Source organism: Candidatus Poribacteria bacterium, from assembly GCA_009839745.1.
In the GTDB taxonomy this organism is placed as follows: Bacteria; Poribacteria; WGA-4E; order WGA-4E; family WGA-3G; genus WGA-3G.
Genome location: VXPE01000039.1, coordinates 1 through 19,776 on the forward strand (window position 1 = coordinate 1; position 19,776 = coordinate 19,776).

General features: G+C 48.5%; 9 protein-coding genes and 1 tRNA gene. 5 read left to right on the plus strand and 5 right to left on the minus strand.

The window, feature by feature from the left end; genetic code table 11:
* Positions 1-7: 7 nt before the first annotated feature.
* Positions 8-81: transfer RNA gene (locus F4X88_05945), tRNA-Pro, on the minus strand.
* 249 nt (positions 82-330) lie between these two features.
* Positions 331-1,116 (minus strand): sugar phosphate isomerase/epimerase, encoded by a 786-nt coding sequence (locus F4X88_05950; protein MYA55817.1) that lies wholly within the window; start codon positions 1,114-1,116, stop codon positions 331-333.
* A 142-nt stretch (positions 1,117-1,258) separates the two neighbouring features.
* On the opposite strand from F4X88_05950, the gene F4X88_05955 reads away from it, so the two are divergent.
* The 3 genes from F4X88_05955 to fusA all read left to right on the plus strand — a co-directional run bounded on the left by F4X88_05955 (position 1,259) and on the right by fusA (position 5,669).
* A complete protein-coding gene (locus F4X88_05955; protein ID MYA55818.1) occupies positions 1,259-1,606 on the plus strand; it encodes a DUF1232 domain-containing protein in 348 nt (115 codons plus the stop codon).
* A 157-nt stretch (positions 1,607-1,763) separates the two neighbouring features.
* Entirely contained in the window at positions 1,764-3,452 is a 1,689-nt protein-coding gene (locus F4X88_05960; GenBank protein ID MYA55819.1) for a Do family serine endopeptidase, read from the plus strand.
* Positions 3,453-3,512: 60 nt separating this feature from the next.
* Positions 3,513-5,669, plus strand: a complete 2,157-nt coding sequence (fusA, locus tag F4X88_05965; protein MYA55820.1) for an elongation factor G — start codon at positions 3,513-3,515, stop codon at positions 5,667-5,669.
* Positions 5,670-5,674: 5 nt separating this feature from the next.
* Here the strand turns inward: fusA and F4X88_05970 are convergent, their stop codons facing one another.
* A complete protein-coding gene (locus tag F4X88_05970) occupies positions 5,675-6,802 on the minus strand; it encodes a P1 family peptidase (GenBank protein ID MYA55821.1) in 1,128 nt (375 codons plus the stop codon).
* A gap of 416 nt (positions 6,803-7,218) precedes the next feature.
* Positions 7,219-7,866: a DUF4416 family protein gene (locus F4X88_05975; GenBank protein MYA55822.1), complete on the minus strand. Its 648-nt coding sequence runs from the start codon at positions 7,864-7,866 to the stop codon at positions 7,219-7,221.
* 283 nt (positions 7,867-8,149) lie between these two features.
* On the opposite strand from F4X88_05975, the gene rpoB reads away from it, so the two are divergent.
* A complete protein-coding gene (gene rpoB / locus F4X88_05980; protein MYA55823.1) occupies positions 8,150-13,495 on the plus strand; it encodes a DNA-directed RNA polymerase subunit beta in 5,346 nt (1,781 codons plus the stop codon).
* Positions 13,496-13,517: 22 nt separating this feature from the next.
* Here the strand turns inward: rpoB and F4X88_05985 are convergent, their stop codons facing one another.
* A complete protein-coding gene (locus F4X88_05985) occupies positions 13,518-13,697 on the minus strand; it encodes a hypothetical protein (GenBank protein MYA55824.1) in 180 nt (59 codons plus the stop codon).
* On the opposite strand from F4X88_05985, the gene rpoC reads away from it, so the two are divergent.
* Positions 13,690-19,533, plus strand: coding sequence for a DNA-directed RNA polymerase subunit beta' (rpoC, locus tag F4X88_05990; protein MYA55825.1), 5,844 nt, complete (start codon positions 13,690-13,692; stop codon positions 19,531-19,533). The two genes, F4X88_05985 and rpoC, sit on opposite strands and share 8 nt — an antisense overlap.
* The last annotated feature ends 243 nt before the right edge of the window (positions 19,534-19,776 follow it).

Below are 19,776 nucleotides of genomic sequence, written 5' to 3' on the forward strand. Positions count from 1 at the left end.
TCAGAGATCGGGGCGACTGGATTCGAACCAGCGACCTCTTGAACCCCATTCAAGCGCGCTTCCGGGCTGCGCCACGCCCCGTTCGTAGCATCAATTTCCTTATACTTGTATCAAGTCTTAATTGTATCAAGTCTTAATTGTATCACAAATTCCTGTATAATGTCAAAAAAAATTGAGTATCGCTTGAGATTTGCCTCTGTATCCGACGCGTTCATTGATTTCCTATCGTTGATTTTTCATTTAATAATGTAAGGCAAGACCTCCGTATCCCACTGTTATGTTCGGATCACATACGGAGCCTTGCCCTCTATTAGATAAGAACGCGATACGTTAGGCAAAACCCATCTCTTTTAGATTTTTGAGACTGATGCCTAAACTTTCAAACGGATCGCGCTCGTAGCAGGTGTCCTGCTCGATAATATACCACTCAACCTCTGCATAGATACAAGCGTCCAGAATAGCATCCCAATTAAGGTTGCCTTCACCAATTTCCGCGAAGCGTTGCGTGGAGCCTTGCATCGCCATATCCTTGAGATGGATGATGTCGGCGCGCCCCTTTAACTGACGAATCCAGGCGGCTGGGTCGCCCCCACCGTGCTGAATCCAGTAGGTATCCAGTTCACTTTTAAAGTAATTCGGATCACTTTCGGTATACAGAATCTCTAACCCAGTGCGTCCGTTATAACGCTCCAACTCAAAACTATGGTTATGATAGGAGAACGTCAAGCCTCCTTCAGCAAGGCGCGCCGCGACTTCCGATGCTTCCCTGGCAAATCTGGCGTATCCTTCCGCTGTTCGGTATTCGCCCGGAAGTCCGCCGATTGCGGCATGTTTGCATCCCCACAACTGATGTTCGTCAATAACAGATTGGGGTTCGTCCCGCATCCGTTCGTAGCTTGTATGTGTCGCGATGATGCTGAGTCCTTCCCCGTCAACAATGTTTTTCAGGGCAGCGGGTTCAATTGGACCGAGTGCGGAACATTGCACCACCTCGTATCCGAGTTGCCGAACTTTTTTCATCGTTTCTGCGATGTCGGCTTCAGTTTTGGTAAAATCCCGAACAGTATAGAGTTGCGCGGCGATTTGCTGTGCAGAAAGTTCATTTTGTGTTGCCATAATTTCTCCTTCTATCTGATCTATTCTATTTATGGTAGTATACCAAAAAGGAACGTGCCGGTCAAATTAATGTTGAAAACTGATAACTTCTAAAAAATTGATTTGCAGATAAAAAAGGGTTTTGGTAAACTTTATAAGTATGATGAATTCTTTTTTCTTCGGCGGTAACAAACCAGGCTCCTTTCGACTTTTCCGCCTGCTCCTTCATTTCCCAAATTTCGTCAAACTGGCATGGCGACTGTTTGTCGATGAACGTGTTCCTGTCTATCGGAAAGCGATTCTCATCCTTGCTGAATTATTGGCAGTCGTGTTCGCTATCGCCTATTTGGTGAATCCGCTTGATTTCGATTTTATCCCTATTTTTGGGCGCGTTGACGATCTTCTTATCGGGGCGTTCGTGATTCTTGTGCCGAGTGCGTGGCTATTTATTCGGTTATGTCCTGAACCTATCGTCCGTGAACACGTAGAACGGATTTCACGTGGGGAATAAATAGGACTCGCTCAACCCAACGTATTTTTTCGGACACATCACATTTTTTCCAACTTTTTTGCAACTTTATTATCCAATAGGTGTGTCTTTAGAACGTCAACACAAAAAATAAAGAACAGTCGGATCTAACACTACATCATATAGGAGGGTTTATATCATGTTCAGACTCAGGCCTACACTGCGTAACCCTGTCCGGGTAATTTTGGTCTTAGTAGTTCTTATTGTCGCTGCGGGTGTTATCATTGATCGGGATACAAATCAGTTCACGCTACAGACTGCCGTTGGACAGACAAACGACACACTTCAAACATCAGAAGATTTCCAGCACTTGGAACGCGCAAATCGAGCATTTATTGATTTAGTGGCGCGCACACGTCCTGCTGTCGTCCAAATTACAACGACAACACAACGGAATAGAATCATCACCCCCGAAAGACAACAGATAACTCCGGAGCAAGAAGAGCAATTTAGAGATTTTTTTGGCGATGAATTCTTCAGACGCTTTTTTCGAGACCCCGAACAAGAACAGCGCGATCAACAAGCACCGCGCCAACGTATATTCCCGAATCCGGCTCCCGTTAGGGGTGTTGGCTCTGGGGTAATCGTCAGTGACGATGGCTATATACTTACCAACAACCACGTTATTGAGCGGAGCGATGAAATCAGCGTCACTTTATCAAATGGAAAGGAATATCCAGCGGAATTAGTTGGACGCGATGCCGCCGGGACCGAAGTCAGCGGGACCGATTTAGCAGTTCTTAAAATTGACGCTGAAGGACTTCCAACCCTTCCATTTGGTGATTCGGATCAGCTTGAAGTCGGCGAATGGGTAATTGCCATCGGAACCCCACTCAATTTTTCTCAAACTGTGACCCGGGGAATTGTGAGCGCGAAGGGGCGGCCTGGATGGTTCAGCGGTATCAAATACGGTAATTTCATACAGACGGATGCCCCGATCAATCGAGGAAACAGTGGCGGTGCCTTGATCAACATTCGCGGCGAATTGGTTGGAATTAATACAGCGATTATCACCGGTGGTCTTTCCACAGGAAATATCGGTATCGGCTTCGCCGTCCCGAGTAAAATGGCACAACAGGTCTTACCGCAACTCATTAAACATGGCAAAGTTGAGCGCGGCTGGCTTGGCATCAGTATGAGAAATGTCGATCAGGATTTGGCAGAAAAGTTGAACTTCGATACACCGCGCGGTGCTTTTGTGCGTGGCGTTAGTAAAGGGAGTCCTGCAGATACAGCTGGGATCCAACGTTCAGATGTCATCGTTGAATTTAATGGCGAAACAATTCGAGATATTAATGATCTGATGCATGTTGTAGCAGCAACAGAGGTCGGCAAATCTGTTGAAGTCATAGTGCTCCGAGACGGCACTGAAGAAAAACGGTTGACTGTCAAACTGGGCAAACGGACTGAAGAGGTTATTGCTAAACTCAACGCCCAGTTACAAGAAGCCGAAAATATGAGGCCAGAACTCAGAGGGGCACGACTCAACCGTGATCAACAGAAAGAAGCCTTTGCGGGACTTCAGGTCCAGAATCTGACCCCCGCGATTGCTGAGCGTTACGATTACGCGTCAGATGAGAAAGGTGTAGTCGTCACACAGGTTGAAAGCGGGAGCAACGCGGAGAAAAAAGGTATCGTTCCCGGATCCCTCATCCAGGAAATGGAGTGGACAGAGATTGACGACCTTGCGTCCTATTCCCGTCTTGTGGAACAACTCACGAGCGAAAATAAAAAGCAGGTACTTCTCTATGTCAAATCGCCCAATGGACAGGGAAGTGCGTACGTTACGATTAAAGTTTCCACATCAGACGATACATCAGATAGGTGATACCACCGACACGCTAAAGCGTGGGGAAACCTTCATTCCGTCAATTCCCGTAAGGAAAAAATGGCACGCGAATATCCGATTGAAAACGTGCGCAATATCGGCATTGCAGCGCACATTGATGCAGGCAAAACAACCACAACTGAACGGATTCTTTTCTACACCGGTAAAAAGCATAAGATCGGTGCAGTAGATGACGGGACTGCTGAGATGGATTGGATGTTACAGGAACGAGAACGCGGCGTAACGATTACTGCCGCCGCAACGACCTGTTTCTGGCAAGAACACGCAATTCATCTTATTGATACACCCGGACACGTCGATTTTACAGTGGAAGTGGAACGCTCCTTGCGAATTTTGGATGGTGCGATTGCCCTTTTCTGTGCTGTCGGCGGCGTTGAGCCGCAGTCAGAAACGGTTTGGCGTCAAGCGGAACGTTACGAAGTGCCGCGCATCGTCTTCGTTAATAAAATGGATAGGGTTGGTGCGAATTTCACTCGCGTCCTGGAAATGATGAAGGAACAGTTAGACGCGAACCCTGTCGCCCTTCAATTGCCGATGGGTGAAGGCCCCGATTTCACGGGTGTTATTGATCTCGTAACGCAGAAGGCAATGCGTTGGGACACAACGGATCTCGGACAGACATACATAGAGGCAGAGATCCCGCCTGAATTTCAAGATGAAGTGGCACAAGCCCGGGAAGTCCTCTACGAGAGTGTCGCTGTCGAAGATGAAGCATTGCTTGAAAAATACTTGGGGGGTGAAGAGATAACCCACACCGAGTTACTAACGGTTATCCGCGCAGCTACCTTGCAAGGGACCCTTTTTCCTGTGCTTTGTGGAAGTTCTTTAAAGAATCAAGGCGTTCAACCACTATTGGATGCGGTAATTGATTTTCTGCCGTCCCCTCTTGATGTTCCGCCTATTGAAGGCACTGTGCCAGATTCCACTTCCGGTGGTAAACGTTCCAAGGGCGCGAAAAACGCATCCGAAGCGCAGAATATAGTGACACGCATCCCAAATGATGAGGCTCCGTTTTCAGCATTAGCCTTTAAAGTGGCAAGCCATCCAACGGTAGACAAGCTCGTATACTGTCGTATCTATTCAGGTGTGCTCAAACGCGGGGAGGTCGTCCATAACGTCCGTTCCGAAAAACGGGAACGGGTTAACCGTATCTTACAGATGCACGCTAATAAGGAGGCGGTCTGTGAAGCGGCTTACGCCGGTGACATTGTTACCCTCGTCGGGCTTAAGGATACCAAGACCGGGGATACTCTGACGGATCCGAGAGAACCTATTCTGTTAGAATCCATCACTTTTCCAGATCCAGTTATCTCAATTGCCATTGAACCTGAGCGTGCAAGCGACGCGGATGCCTTGGAAGAAACACTCGAAAAATTGATGGACGAGGACCCAACCTTCACCGTGGGCATCGACAAAGAAACCGGACAACGGATCATCTCTGGCATGGGTGAGCTCCACTTAGAGATTCTCACAGACCGCATGATACGCGAATTTGGAGTTAACGCTCGGGTAAGCAAGCTACAGGTGGCGTATCGCGAAACTATCAGTACACTCGCAGAGGGGCGCGGGACACATATCCACAAAACAGATGAAGAAGGGATATACGGTGATGTGCTGCTAACGGTTGAGCCGTTAGCGCGCGGGGAAGGATTCAAGTTTGAGGATAACACAGACGAAACGCAAATCCCGCGGCAGTACATCCCGTTTATTGAGAAGGCGTTGGAAGGTGCTACGGGAACAGGTCCGCGCATCGGATATCCGATGCAGGATGTAAAGATTAGCCTTACAGGTGGGTCCTACCACCCAACGGATTCTTCGGAAGTCGCGTTCGAAGCAGCAGCAGTCTTGGCGTTTGAAAATGCGACCAGAAAAGCCAACCCTTTGTTGTTAGAACCTGTCATGCGGATGCATATTACTGTTTCTGATGAACATGTCGGCAAAGTCATTGGTGATCTGAATTCCCGTCGGGCACAGATTAATGAAAGCACAACCCAAGATACCTCCGACACAGGACGCCCTTCGCCATCGATCCAAAATGTCATCAATGCTTTCATTCCACTCTCAGAAACGTTTCAGTACACAACGCGACTTCGCTCAATGACACAGGGACGCGGTGCATTTACCCTGGAATTTTCACACTATGAGGTTGTGCCGTCGTCTCTTGCCCCCGACCTGAATCGTGTCAGTTCGGCTTAGCGCATTCAATGTCCGTGTGCCTTCATCACCTTTTGCAGTTCGACCAACGGAATCGCATACATCGTTCTGCCTTCGCGTCCGGTGGTTGTCGTCGCCATTGTCATGGAATTGATGATAGCCTCTTCTGTGGCTTCAATAACCGCTTGAAAGAGCGAACTCAAACGCCAATTGACGAGCATTTGGATTTCAAAAGTGCCATTTTCGGTGCTATTTGGAAAAATGTTCGCGGTGGAAAAGGCAATGACGAATTCCCCACTACCGTCCGTACTCGGCGTGCCTGTGCGAGCCAATCCATGTGTAGCACGGATCGCTACCTGTTTCAATTGGCGATGTGTCAACGGGGCATCTGTTGCGATAACAATAATGAACGAGCCATCTCTTCCCGGTTTCGGTGGGGAACCGCTGATTTCCTCGCCAACAGGAACCCCATCAATTCGCAGTTGCGAACGACGTCCACCGTTGGAATTAACAAGGACCCCGACTGTCCATCCACCGCGTTCTTCAGGCAGGACGCGGGAGGCTGTGCCGATCCCGGCTTTAAACCCATAGCATCGCATGCCAGTACCGCCTCCGACGCTTCCTTCAGTTACGGGACCCTCTGTGGCGTTCTCAATCGCTTCAATCGCATGCTGTGCTGTGATGTGGAGTCCGCTGATGTCGTTCAAACCACCGTCGTAGCATTCCGCTACAATGGGTAACACAATATTGTTGTCTGGATAGCGTTTCACGATGTAACGCACAACACCATCATGGACTGCCCCGACACTGAGTGTATTTGTAAGCAAAATGGGAGATTCAATCCATCCGGCTTGATTGATACGGGCAATGCCGGTTGCTTCACCATTACCGTGAATAGTGTATGCCGCGCCGAACAGGCGTGCTGTCCAAATATCATCACTTGGAAGGATAGCGGTAACCCCTGTCCGAATTGAATCGCCTTCGTTTAGCGTAACGTGTCCGACTTTCACACCCTCTACGTCAGTGATGGCATTGTGCGTGCCGGTTGGAAGGGTTCCTATTTGGATACCGATGTCGCGGGCGCGGGCGCGAGTATCTGAGCCTGTCGATTCAGCGTTTACGCTGGATATAAAACATGCCCAAAATACACCTGTGAGAACGATAAAAATCAACATTTTCGTGTCGCACGGGTTCTCAATACCTTGCACCGTTTTAAGAAATTTTTTCATCTAACATTCGCGATTTGGAAATCTCCTCATTCATGGTGAGCAGAAAAACCGCCCTTTCTTTTAATTTGACTTTCGTCAGTTTTTGTGATACAATAATTGTATCGTGTTGGCAGACATGTCAAGCATTGCCTCTCGGCAATGTGTCTGCCGCCTACTTGACAGGGAATAAACGCACGATACACGATAGACCGTGATTTTGACTTTTAATATAATATTCTGTGTATCCTAAAAAAACACAGAAAAAAATGCTATTAGACGGGTCAGAACACCTCAACGTGCTTCGGAGTTCCGCCCGCCACTCCCGTATTTCGGTGTAGGTGGCTGAAGGAGACTGTGTTTCTCAGTATGAGTAACAGGGGCTGTCACAAGTCCTGCCCTTCAACCGGAGGTAATTGATTCTCTAATTGATTTCTATAGATTCTGCGAATGTGGTTAAAAATAGCGATGTATGTTGGTAATCGGTAGTCCGGATAACTCCACTCCCAAGGTTGGAATGTTTTGCGATAGAAGCGCAGTGTGATTTCGGCATAGATACCGTCGCTGAGGTAGATACGATGGGCATGGTCTTTTGTTGACGCAAGTACCAGTTTTGCTAAGCAGATGTAACCCGCGTCCAAATTGACGCGCCGTGCGTTTGTTTCGGCCTTTCTTACAGCAAAGGTTTGCTCAACGCTATTTGTGAACAATTTCATTTCTGCGAGCGTACCGGCATCGACCAATCTTTCAAAACTTATAAATTGTCGCTGGATGTCTGGTCCCATTTCAGTCTCGTAGTAGAGTGTGCTCGTGAAAGGCATCAATTCACTTACGTAATCAATGGCACCCAAGCGATGTGTCAGTTCTGTATAGACTGTGGGCAGGAGGTCAGGGGCGGCTGTCAGCACACCGATGATTGCTTTAACCGGCAGTGGTGTCGTGATTGCTCCCATGTTATCCTCCAAAGTCGAAAATCTATGGCATAACCTTAAAATCCACACCCTGGTCTTCGATAGCGTGAACTTCAATTTCATTGCGGCAGCGAATTACGTTTAACGTAGCAACGCTTCATTTATAACCATGAAATTCTATAAAAATTGCGATTTTTCGGGTAATCGTCATACATTATTGCATTAAATCGGGAAAAAATGTGATTTTTTTATTTTTTCTTGACATTCTGCCACATATAATGTATAATATTCTGTTATGCTATGCTACCATATTAAGACGGAAAAAGCAGTTGAGAAAGCAGGTTTTTGCAAAAGTCTATTTGTAAACCGCGTAACCACCGCAAAGTAAGTAGGGAGACTTCATTCAGTGAACAAAAAACCCAGACTTAAAAATGAGAGAATCACTTTTGCCAAAACGGAGGTTCGTACCCCACTCCCGAACCTCATAGAGACCCAAAAACTCGCCTATGATGCCTTCTTACAACGAGATGCCCCACCTAATGAACGTTCGGATACTGGCCTCCAAGCGGTGTTTAAGGAAGTATTTCACACAGGAGACAAGAGCGGCATTCGCGATTTTTCGGAGGTTAACAGTCTCGATTTTGTCAGTTACACCCTTGGTGAACCGAAATATACACTTCAAGAATGTGTTGCCCGTGGTGTAACGTATCAGGTATCCCTGACTGCGCGTATTATGCTTGTCCAACGTGAGGCTGACTCGGATGCAGATGAACCGCATGTTGTGGATATCCGAGAATCCGATGTATACCTCGGCGAAGTTCCTTTAATGACCGAAAATGGCAGTTTCATTGTCAATGGTAGCGAACGCGTGATTGTGAGTCAACTGCACCGTTCGCCGGGTGTCATTTTTCTTGAAAAGGCATTACCAACCGGACGGCGCACACCGACCGCTCAAATTATTCCTTATCGAGGGGCATGGGTCGAATTTGAGATAGACACTAAAGATCAGATTTACGTACGCATTGACAAACGCAGAAAACTGCCTGCTACTGTGCTGTTGCGCGCACTCGGTTGGGAATCAGACGCGGATATCCTGAAGCTTTACGCAAAGACGGAACGTCTTGTGCTTGCCGGATGGCAGGTTACGGATGTAGAAGGACCCGCAAAGCAAGTTAACCCTGGCGATTTGTTGGGTGCTGCGGACTTTCGACAAGCCAGTAAAGACTACCCTGATCTTGAGGTAGAGAGGTGTTATCGCGTTACAGAGGTAACCGATGCGGGCTGCCCACTGGAGGTCGAACAAGAACTTACATACAAGGAGCGGACGAACCTTCGTAGAAAATGGAAAGGCTTTGAAACTGAACTTCTTCGGCGTGTAATTGACACCCACAATAGCGGGTGTGAGATCGTTACGGGACAAGTGCTAACGAACACAGAATACGAAGAGGCGCGTGACCGTTACGGACGTGAAGCGTTCACAGCCGAACAGCTTGTGTCTCCAGATAATCAGGAATGGGTCGGTAGAGTCTGCGCTGAAGACGTTATCCATCCAGAAGCTGAAGACGTTGTCAATCCAAAAGCTGAAGACGTGCTCCTGACAGCGAATACGCTGCTCACCGAAACAGAATTGGAACGCCTCAGTGAGACGGGTGTTGAGGCACTCACAATACTGGATGAGGAAGATTGCCAGCACATCCGATTCTTACGGAATACGTTGGAACGCGACCGACAAGCCGATTATGAGGAGCCATATACTTTACAAGATGCCGCACTGCTGATGATTTTCCGCACGCTGAGACCTGGAGATCCCGCTGGTATAGAGAACGCTCGTAAACACCTTTCATGGTTGCTCTTTGACGCGCATCGATACGATTTAGGTGTCGTTGGACGATACAAACTTAATCGAAAATTCAACAAAACCTGTCAATATTTCGGTTTGTGCCCGGATGATGTGCCTGGCTGGAAACAGGATCAGAAAATTGATTATGTGCCGACTTATGGAAATGTCCCCGAAGAAACGCTCCGAACGCAACGTCGCGAAGATATTGCTGCGACTATAGCTTATCTGCTTGATGTCCATAATGGACTTAAACCGAAGGACGATCTGGATCATCTGGGTAATCGCCGTGTGCGTGTTATCGGTGAACTCCTCGAAAACCAGTTCCGAATGGGTTTGTTCCAGATTCGCAGAACCACACGTGAACGCTTAAGTACCAACAACGATATTGCGAAGGTCGTCCCGTCTTCTCTCATAAATCCGAAACCGCTGATGATGGCACTCCGAGAATTCTTTGGATCGAACCAGTTGTCGCAGTTTATGCAACAGATTAATCCCCTGGATGAACTGACGCATAAACGCCGTATATCAGCAATTGGTCCAGGTGGACTTCACCGAGATAGGGCAACGGCAGCTGTTCGGGATGTGCATCCAACACACTATGGACGCGTTTGTCCTTTGGAGACACCTGAAGGTCCGTCTATCGGTCTTATCGTTTCTTTAGCATGTTATGGACGGATAAACCCCTACGGTTTTATAGAAACGCCTTATCATGAGGTTGAAGATGGTTCAAAGGTAGGTCAAGTAAAATATCTCACAGCAGATAGCGAGGATACTGCGTATATTGCTGCGAAGCCGCCTCTAAGCGGTGCTGAACAGACCGGAAATGGTAAGGAATCGGGGTTACAAAGCCCTCCTACAGAGTATACGCTGCCAGTCCGCAGTGGTGAGGATGTTTTGTCACTTCCGATGGAAAAGGTGGACTACATCGGCGTTTCTCCGCAGCAAATCGTTGGTATTTCTGCCGCGCTGGTTCCGTTCTTGGAACACGAGGACGCGAATCGTGCCTTGATGGGTGCGAATCACCAACGTCAGGCTGTACCGCTTGTCCGTCCAGAAGCTCCGCTTGTCGGAACGGGTATGGAAGCGCCGGCGGCACTCTATTCAGGGGCACTCATTACCGCGAAGCGAGCCGGGACTGTTACGAGTGTTTCTGCCGATGAGATTCTCATATATACCGGTGAAGCCCTTCACCACCATAAGGGTGAGAATACGTTCAGCGAAATGGGCTACGATGTTTACAAACTCCAGACCTTCAAACGCAGTAATAGCGGGACCTGTATCCACCAGAAGCCTATCGTTGCAGTGGGCGACAAAGTTGAAGTCGATCAGGTTATTGTGGATGGCACCTCTACAGAAAATGGTGAACTCGCTCTTGGACGGAATGTGCTATGTGCTTATATGCCCTGGGGTGGTCACAATTATGAGGACTCTATCCTGATAAGCGAAACGCTCATCAAGGAGGATACCTTCACGTCTATCCACATTGAAGAATTTGAAGTGGAGGCACGTGAAACGAAAGTAGGTCCAGAGGAAATCACCCGCGATATTCCGAACGTTAGCGACCAGCGTCTCACACAACTTGATGAAGAGGGCATTATTCGCGTTGGAAGCGTTGTGGGGGCTGGCAGCATCCTTGTCGGAAAAATCACACCCAAAGGTGAAAGCGAGTCGGGTCCAGAAGAAAAACTTCTACGCGCGATCTTTGGCGAAAAAGTCAAAGAAGTCAGAGATGCCTCGACTTATGTGCGTCCCGGCGTTGAAGGAGTCGTCATTGACGTAAAAGTGTTCTCCCGTAAACCGGATACCACCTCCCGTCGTGGCGGTTGGTCACAAGGCGACTCAGGCTTATCAATGGCTGATAATTTGCGATATGAGTCGAAACGCAAGGAGATTGAAGAGACTTCGCGTGAGCAGATCGCTTCCATCCGTCGCCGAAAAGACGAAGAGATTCGCAAAACACTCATAGGATGCGAACTCGCTGATCCACTTTACACAAAAGCGGAATCGGGGTTGAAAACCCCTCCTACAGCTGAACTCTTTGCGAATGCTGGTGATACACTGACAGTTGAGGTTCTGGATGCCTATATTTCCGGTTTCACTGCAGATGCGTACCACCTGGTAACTGAAGATACAAACTCTGAAGCTTTTACCGCTGAAGCAGGTTATAGGGTAACGGACATCCCTGAACCGATTCCTACTATTGTGGTCCACCCTTCAAATTCTTCAACCGTGCAAGCGTACCTCAGCGAAGTGTGCCAATCGACTTTGGGCGATACAGAGCCATTCTTTCAGGAAACGGAACCTGTAGATGGACATTTAGAAGATGCTGATGTTGTGCTGCGGGGTTACGATAACAGTATAATTGCTATTGCTGTCTGTGAAGAAGTGGACGCTGAAGACGGGTATCATTCCGAACAACTGCAGGAAATGCTTACTGCAGCGGGGGCGCGATTCGGTGTATTGGTAACCAACGGTGCGTCAGAACCGGATGACTATGATTTCTATGAACTCGTAGATTTGACCGGCGACTCGCCTCCGACCGAAGACGCAGAAGCACAAGTTGCTGATCAAACTGTGTTGCAACCGTGCGCGCGTTCTGAATTTGAAACTGGCGTTACTGAACAGATTGAAGCGACAGGATGTCCGGTTGTTGAAACACAGCGACTGAATGAGGAAGAATGGGCGAACTTCAGCCAGGTTTACCCGGGTTTACAAGCGGATTTATTTTGGCAAATTAAGGGAGTTTTCAACGCTGAGTGTCCACTGACCGAAGGTCAAGAGTTGTCCGACTCCGACTATCTACGAGTCTCCAGAGATTTTCCTGCGCGTCCTATAGTAGCCGGACAGCGGCTGACCGAGGATGAACTGGCATCACTCAACCGGACGACCCAGGATTTGAAAACCGACAAAGTCTGGCACATTACCGCGGTTTTTGACCCAGCGTGTACACTGCCCGTTGGAGAATATGTTTCTGATGACGATTACCAACAAGCGCGTAAATCCTGTAGTTTGACGTTCTCAGACATCCATGTAACCGATGCCGAAGCCAGAGAACAGATTCAACGTGTTGAAGAGATGGCGCAAGGCAGGATAACCACTTATACTGAAGAAAAAGAACGTGCCCTTCAGCAGCTAGAGATGGGTGATGAACTGAAACCAGGTGTCATCAAACGCGTCAAAGTTTATGTCGCAAGTAAGCGTCCGATTTCCGTCGGGGATAAGATGGCGGGTCGTTACGGTAACAAAGGTGTTGTTGCCAAAATTTTGCCTGCTGAGGATATGCCCTATCTTCCAGATGGGACACCGGTTGAATTGGTATTGAACCCGTTAGGGGTCCCCTCTCGAATGAATGTCGGTCAAATTTTGGAAATTCATCTCGGATGGGCGTGCCATGAACTCGGTATCCGAGTGGAATCTCCTGTATTTGATGGCGCGACAGAAGAAGAAATCTTTGAAGAACTCGGTAAGACCACACTTCCCGAACGCAGTAAACAGACGGGTAAAAGTATTCTCTTTGATGGTAGAACCGGTGCGCCATTTGCACAGGAAGTAACGGTGGGTTACGTCTATTTCCTCAAGTTGAACCACCTTGTTGCCGATAAAATGCACGCTCGCTCAACGGGACCTTACTCTCTTGTTACACAGCAACCGTTAGGTGGCAAGGCGCAACACGGGGGTCAGCGACTCGGTGAGATGGAGGTCTGGGCATTGGAGGCGTATGGTGCAGCTCATACACTTCAAGAAATGCTCACACTCAAATCAGATGACGTTCTGGGCAGAAGAGAAATTTACGAGTCGGTTGTGAAAGGGTTAAACCCTGAACCGCCCGGTACACCGGAATCCTTCAAAGTCTTGGTCCGCGAGCTCCAAACCCTCGGACTTCATGTATCCCTTGATAAGGATGAGGAATAGTTTTTAATTGAGTCGCCAAGCGTTAAGGAAAAGCGTTGATGTTATCATGTTTTTTTCCAAAGTTTTGCATGCGCCGTTGTTGCATGCTACCCGCATTAGCTAAAGGTTTGAAAGCCGACCAACGGAAGGCTTGGGCTTGAAACAAGAACGTTCCCGCCAAACCTTTCTGAACAACCGCAAGGAAAAATAAAAAGATGAACACGGCATTTGACAGCATCTCCATAAAGATAGCCTCGCCTGATCAGATTAAAGATGAATCGAAGAAGACCAGTTGCAAACGTCGGAATCCCGCCCAAGGGGCGGATGAACCTTTTATCTGTCCCGAGAAAGGGACATGTAGTTGCGGCGAGGTCAAGAAGGCAGAGACTATTAACTACCGCTCCTTCCGTCCTGAACCGGAAGGTCTCTTCTGTGAGGCTATCTTTGGCCCCCAAAAGGACTGGGAATGTAACTGTGGTAAGTATAAACGGATTAAACATAAGGGGATGATATGTGACCGTTGTGGTGTTGAAGTCACACAACAACGCGTTCGCAGAGATCGACTCGGATATATCCAACTTGCCGCGCCTGTATCTCATATATGGTACTTCAAAGGAATTCCTTCTCGCATCGGCACTCTTTGTGAACTCTCTTCACGTGATGTTGAGCGCGTGCTCTATTTTGAAGGGTTTATCGTCGTTGAAGTGACTGACCCAGAGTGTCCGCTTGAACGTGGACAGGTCTTAACCGAGATCGAGTACATAGAACACAGCAATAAGTACTGGGGCGGATTTCGGGCTGGCACTGGTGCAGAAGTTATTCGCGAATTACTGAGTGATATTGACCTTGAGGCGGAGATAGAAAAATTAACCAAAGACTTGAACGAAACGACGAGTCATCAGAAGAAGCTCAAGATCGCCAAGCAACTGAAACAGATGGCTGATTTTGCAGAAATCGGGCAGCGACCGGAATGGATGATTTTGGATGTTATTCCTGTCATCCCGCCGGATTTACGTCCGCTTGTCCCTCTTGAAGGTGGACGCTTCGCTACCAGCGACCTGAACGATCTGTATCGCCGTGTTATTAATCGGAACAACCGATTACGTAAATTGATACAACTCCGATCTCCAGAAGTCATCCTCCGTAACGAGAAACGGATGTTACAGGAAGCGGTCGACGCATTCTTCGACAACGGACGGCACGGTAGGCGTGTCACTGGACCAGGGAACCGTCCGCTCAAATCCCTTGCTGACGTTCTCAAAGGTAAGATTGGAAGGTTCCGTCAGAATCTGCTTGGTAAGCGGGTTGACTACTCTGGACGTAGCGTCATCGTTGTCGGACCTGAATTGGGGTTGCATCAGTGTGGAATCCCCAAACGCATGGCTGTCGAATTGTTTAAGCCGTTCATTATTGAGCGACTCCAAGCGTATGGGTATACACAGACAATTAAGCGTGCGAAGCATATTGCTGAACACGTTGATTCCGATTCTCCGGTATGGGAAGTCGTAGAGGAAGTCATTGCGGATCATCCGGTTTTACTCAACCGTCCGCCAACTTTGCACCGACTCGGTATTCAGGCATTTTTGCCGGTCTTAGTAGAGGGCAAGTCAATCAGGATTCCGCCACTCGTCTGTAAAGCGTTTAACGCTGACTTTGACGGTGACCAGATGGCAGTTCACGTCCCACTCACGGTAGAAGCACAAGCCGAAGCAAAGCTCCTCATGCTCAGCAGTCATAACATCCTCAAGCCTTCACACGGTGATCCTGTTGCTGTTCCGGAGCTTGATATGGTGCTCGGACCCAGTTTCCTGACAAAGGTGTTGCCAGGGCACGCAGCGGATGCCGCATTTCTTCATGATGCCTACACAACAAGGGATCCTGCTGCTTTTGAGGCACTCCGTGAAAAGCCGTGGTCCCACCGTCGCTACACCCACTCAGAAGAGGTTCTCACCGCTCATGCAGCAGGTCAACTTAAACTGCACGACAGCATCCAACTCTTCTTCCCAGCTAACGGGGATGACCGAAAAACCGCTGAACCCATTCTAACAACAGTCGGTAGAGTTATCTTTAACGAGGTTCTGCCGTCCGGTTTAGAGTGGGAAGATGAAAACTCCGAGCAGCAACTTCCATTCTTCAATGCCGAAGCTGGAGGTAGGGAATTATCCGATCTGATTCATCGGTGTTTCAACGAACTGGGCACACGTGTCACGACTGAAGTGCTTGAGAAAGTCCAGAAACTCGCGTTCGAGTATGCAACGCTGAGCGGTATTTCGCCCGGTATCATGGATTACATCACTCCTGACAATCGTGATAGTTTGGTGAACAAAGCACAGGCAGATATTGACGAGCTCCTCAGCAACGTCACAGCGACCGAGCGCGAAGAACATGAAAACGAGCAGATTCGCATCTGGTTGGATGCCCTCAAAGAAGTTGAGGATGAAATGTTCGATGACTTGCCTCGGTTAGAGACATCTCTCGTTGAGCGGGCCGATCCTCGAAAGATTCATCCGAAGGTCGATGCCACTGGGGCAGAGGTAGACGAAACAACAGTAGAGGGTTTCAGTCCGGTCCATATCATGGCAGATAGTGGCGCACGGGCACGGAAGAATCCATTTATGCAAATCAGTGCCGTTATCGGACTGAAAGCGAAGCAGAGCGGCGAAATTCTTATCCCGCCGATCACTACCTCTTATCGTGATGGTCTGGATGTCCTTGACTACTTTAACTCTACATACGGATCCCGTAAAGGTCTGGTGGATACGGCGATGAAAACTGCCGCATCGGGTTATCTGACTCGAAAACTTGTAGATGTGGCGCAAGATGTTCGTGTCACCGCTGAAGACTGCGGCACCCTCAACAGCATTCAAAAATTCGCGACAGAAGGCGGCGATCTCGCTTTCAAAATTAATGGACGCACTGCCGCCGAAGATATTCTCCATCCAGAGAACGGAGAGGTGCTGGTTCCAGCCGGCGAGGTCATATCCGCAGAGAATGCGGACAAGATTGAAACACTCGGCATAACGGTGGTGCGAGTGCGCTCTGTGCTCACGTGCGAAACCGAGGACGGGGTCTGTGCGAAATGCTATGGTAACGATTTAACGACGAACGATCTCGTCAACGTTGGTGAAGCCGTCGGCATCATTGCTGCGCAGTCTATCGGTGAACCGGGGACGCAGCTCACGATGCGGACGTTCCACACCGGTGGTGCCGTTGAAGATGTCTCAGAAGCGCGTCAGCGTAGAATTTTGTCTAAAGCGAGCGGAACCGTGTATTTCCGAGATTTCCAACCCGGTCGGACGGTTGAAAAAGAGGGCGAACTTTGGATCGCTACTGAAAATAGGACAAGTCTTGATGAACCTGCCTATAAAGTTCTGCGGGTTAACAATCCCAATTGCCCATTGAAAGCGAATGAATTGCTCAGTGAGAAGCAGTACACGGAAAGCATGGAGCGCTATAAAGGCTTTGATACGAAAACGTGGCAGTACCACGTCACGGAGGTTTTGGATAGCAACTGTGATTTGAAGGCGGGGGATCGACTGTCTCATGCCGAATACCTCAGGGCGCAGATGGACTATGGCTTCCAACGCTTTGTGGTCCCCAAATACCGAGTGACGCGAGTGCAACATCCTAAGCTTTCATTGAGTGTCGGCACGCAACTCACTGAAGCAGAGATAGAGCAATCAAGAGCAGAGGTCAGGCAGGGCGTGAGTGGAGAATGGCATTACTTGGATGCCGAGACAGGTGAGCGTATTGCTATTGAAAGCCTCACAGCATCTTCAGGTAATGCGTCTTCTGAGCGCACGAATGGTGACGCTGATAGTCCTGATACTGCGAATGTCTCCGGACGAGATGCAAGCTTTAATCGTGTGTATTGTATAACCGAGATAGATAAACAAACCAGCAAAGATTTCGGATTTAAGGTAGGAGACGAAGTTGCCCCAGAGGCAATTGCTCCGTTGCTGAACCCATTTGAGGTTGAGGCAAAGCCGGTTTACGTTGTCCATACAGAGGTTGGTGATTTTACGGTTGATCAGACGTTAACGGCCCGTGAGTACGAGGATGCTCGCACAGAGTATCAACAGCTCGAACGCGCATTTAAAGTTGAAAAACAGGACGTTGAACAGTACTATGTAACGGCTGTGTATCATGCTGAATGCCCGCTTACAGCAGACGAAGAATTGAGCGAAACAGCCTTAACCCGGGCACACAAACGATTTACGGGTTTCGATGCTCAAAGGCTGCGCCACCGCATCACTCAGATTCATCATCCTGACTGTCCGCTCAAGCCGGGCGAGCTGATTAGCGATAGTGAGAAAAAACAGTTCGATGAACGCTATCCTGGGTTCACCACTTCGGAAAGTAAGCGCACCGCGGGCGGCTTTGCCGCGGAACGTATGTACCGTGTTACAGCGGTTAATCATCCTGACTGTCCATTAGAAACTGATAGCCTTTTGACACAAAAGGAATCATCCGCAAACCGCAGACAGTACAAAGGCTTTGATGTCGCCCGTCATTATGAAGTGACCCACATCGAAGATGGAACGACAGCGTTAAGTGTCGGTCAACGTCTCACCGAGATTGAGTATAAGGCGCTCCGTAAGACGGATGCTTCGTTACCGGATAAAGTCAAGGGACTCTACCATGTCGTTAGTGTCCATCACCCGGAATTGAACTTAGAGGTTGGGACTGAACTGAGTGAAGAGGACTATAAGACGTACCATCGCCAGTTTAAAGGGTTTGATGTTGAACTGGTTTATCAGGTAACTGAGGATAAGCGGGATGTTGATGAACAGCTTGAGGTTGGGACGATTCTACCGGCAAAGGAATACCGTGCGCTTGACAAAGCAAATTTACAGATAACTCACACGGTCACCGAAGTCTCTCACCCGCATTTCCAATACGCTGTTGGCGACGAATTGTCCGAAGAGGTGTATAATGAGGCAGTGAAACGGTCCCCCGGATTCGAGGTCGATGAATTGTCATTACGGATGCGCATTGAAGTAGAAACATCGGATGGGAATCGGGTGCCGCATGTCATTCCTACGGGTTACTCCTTCTCTCTAACAGAGGGTGATAGCATTCGGAAGGGAGAAACGCTGGCAGAGCTTCATGAGAGAACGGCGAACCTTGACATTGTTGCGGGGATTCCGCGTGTCACTGAATTGTTTGAAGCGCGCCGTCCGAAACGCGGTGAAGCCGCAGAAATCGCTGAAATTGAAGGTTACGTCCAATCTGCTGGCACGAAGTCAGGGATTCCTGCCTACCGCATTGAACACGGGACCTATCAAAGTCGTCTCTATCAGATACCTGACGAGAAGCGACGCGTGGCTGAAGGTGATTGGGTGCATGCCGGTGAACCTCTTACCGATGGCTATCTCAATCCACACGATATTTTGAGTATCGGCCAGACGACTATTGAAGGTGTATCGGTCGAGGGTGATGAGGCGGTCTGGTCATATCTCGTCGATGAAGTCCAGAAAGTCTACGGCAAGGGGACTATCAACGATAAACACGTTGAGGCGATCGTCCGACAGATGCTAACGAAGATTCGCATCAAAGAGCCGGGCGACACAAACTTCTATCCCAACGATGAAGTGCAACGCAAGCAATTTGAACGCGTTAATAGTGAGATTGAGGAAGCAGGTGGCATGCCTGCTACTGGTGAACCGATTCTTCAAAGCATCAGTAAAGCCTCCTTGAGTACAGATAGCTTCATCTCCGCTGCCTCGTTCCAGCAGACGACGAAGGTGCTAACGGATGCCGCTGTCAGTGGACAAACCGATAGACTCTTCGGGCTGAAGGAAAATGTTATTCTCGGTAGACTTATACCCGCTGGAAGTGGATTCTCCAGTTTCCAGAATTTAGAAGTTTCCTATCAGGACCAACAGGAAGAGGTATCAGAAGGTGAGGGAAACGTTGAACCTAAGAAAGGCTCCAGAAGAGCTAGGACAAAGAGTTCTGCTTCAGATGAGCAACAAGGTGTTTATCTCGCAGACGGATCCACTTCAATTTCCCCCACAGATGTCGGGGATACTGTTGTGGTATTGGATGATGAATAATCCCCAATGACGCTGGATGAAGCTAAGTCTTTACTCTGCAGATGAGCGGAATTGGGTACAATGTATTTTGCCTGCAAGAGTAGGGTATAAAAAAAGGGAACCGTGGAGGTTCCCTTTTTTTACGACTTGTGCTAATTAACATGTCGTTTCTTCCGTTTTCACAGGTGTTTAGTTTTATGAAATATAGAACTTACGCATACTGCTCTTTTGTAGCATAAACTTTTAGTGTGGGTTTCCACCTGA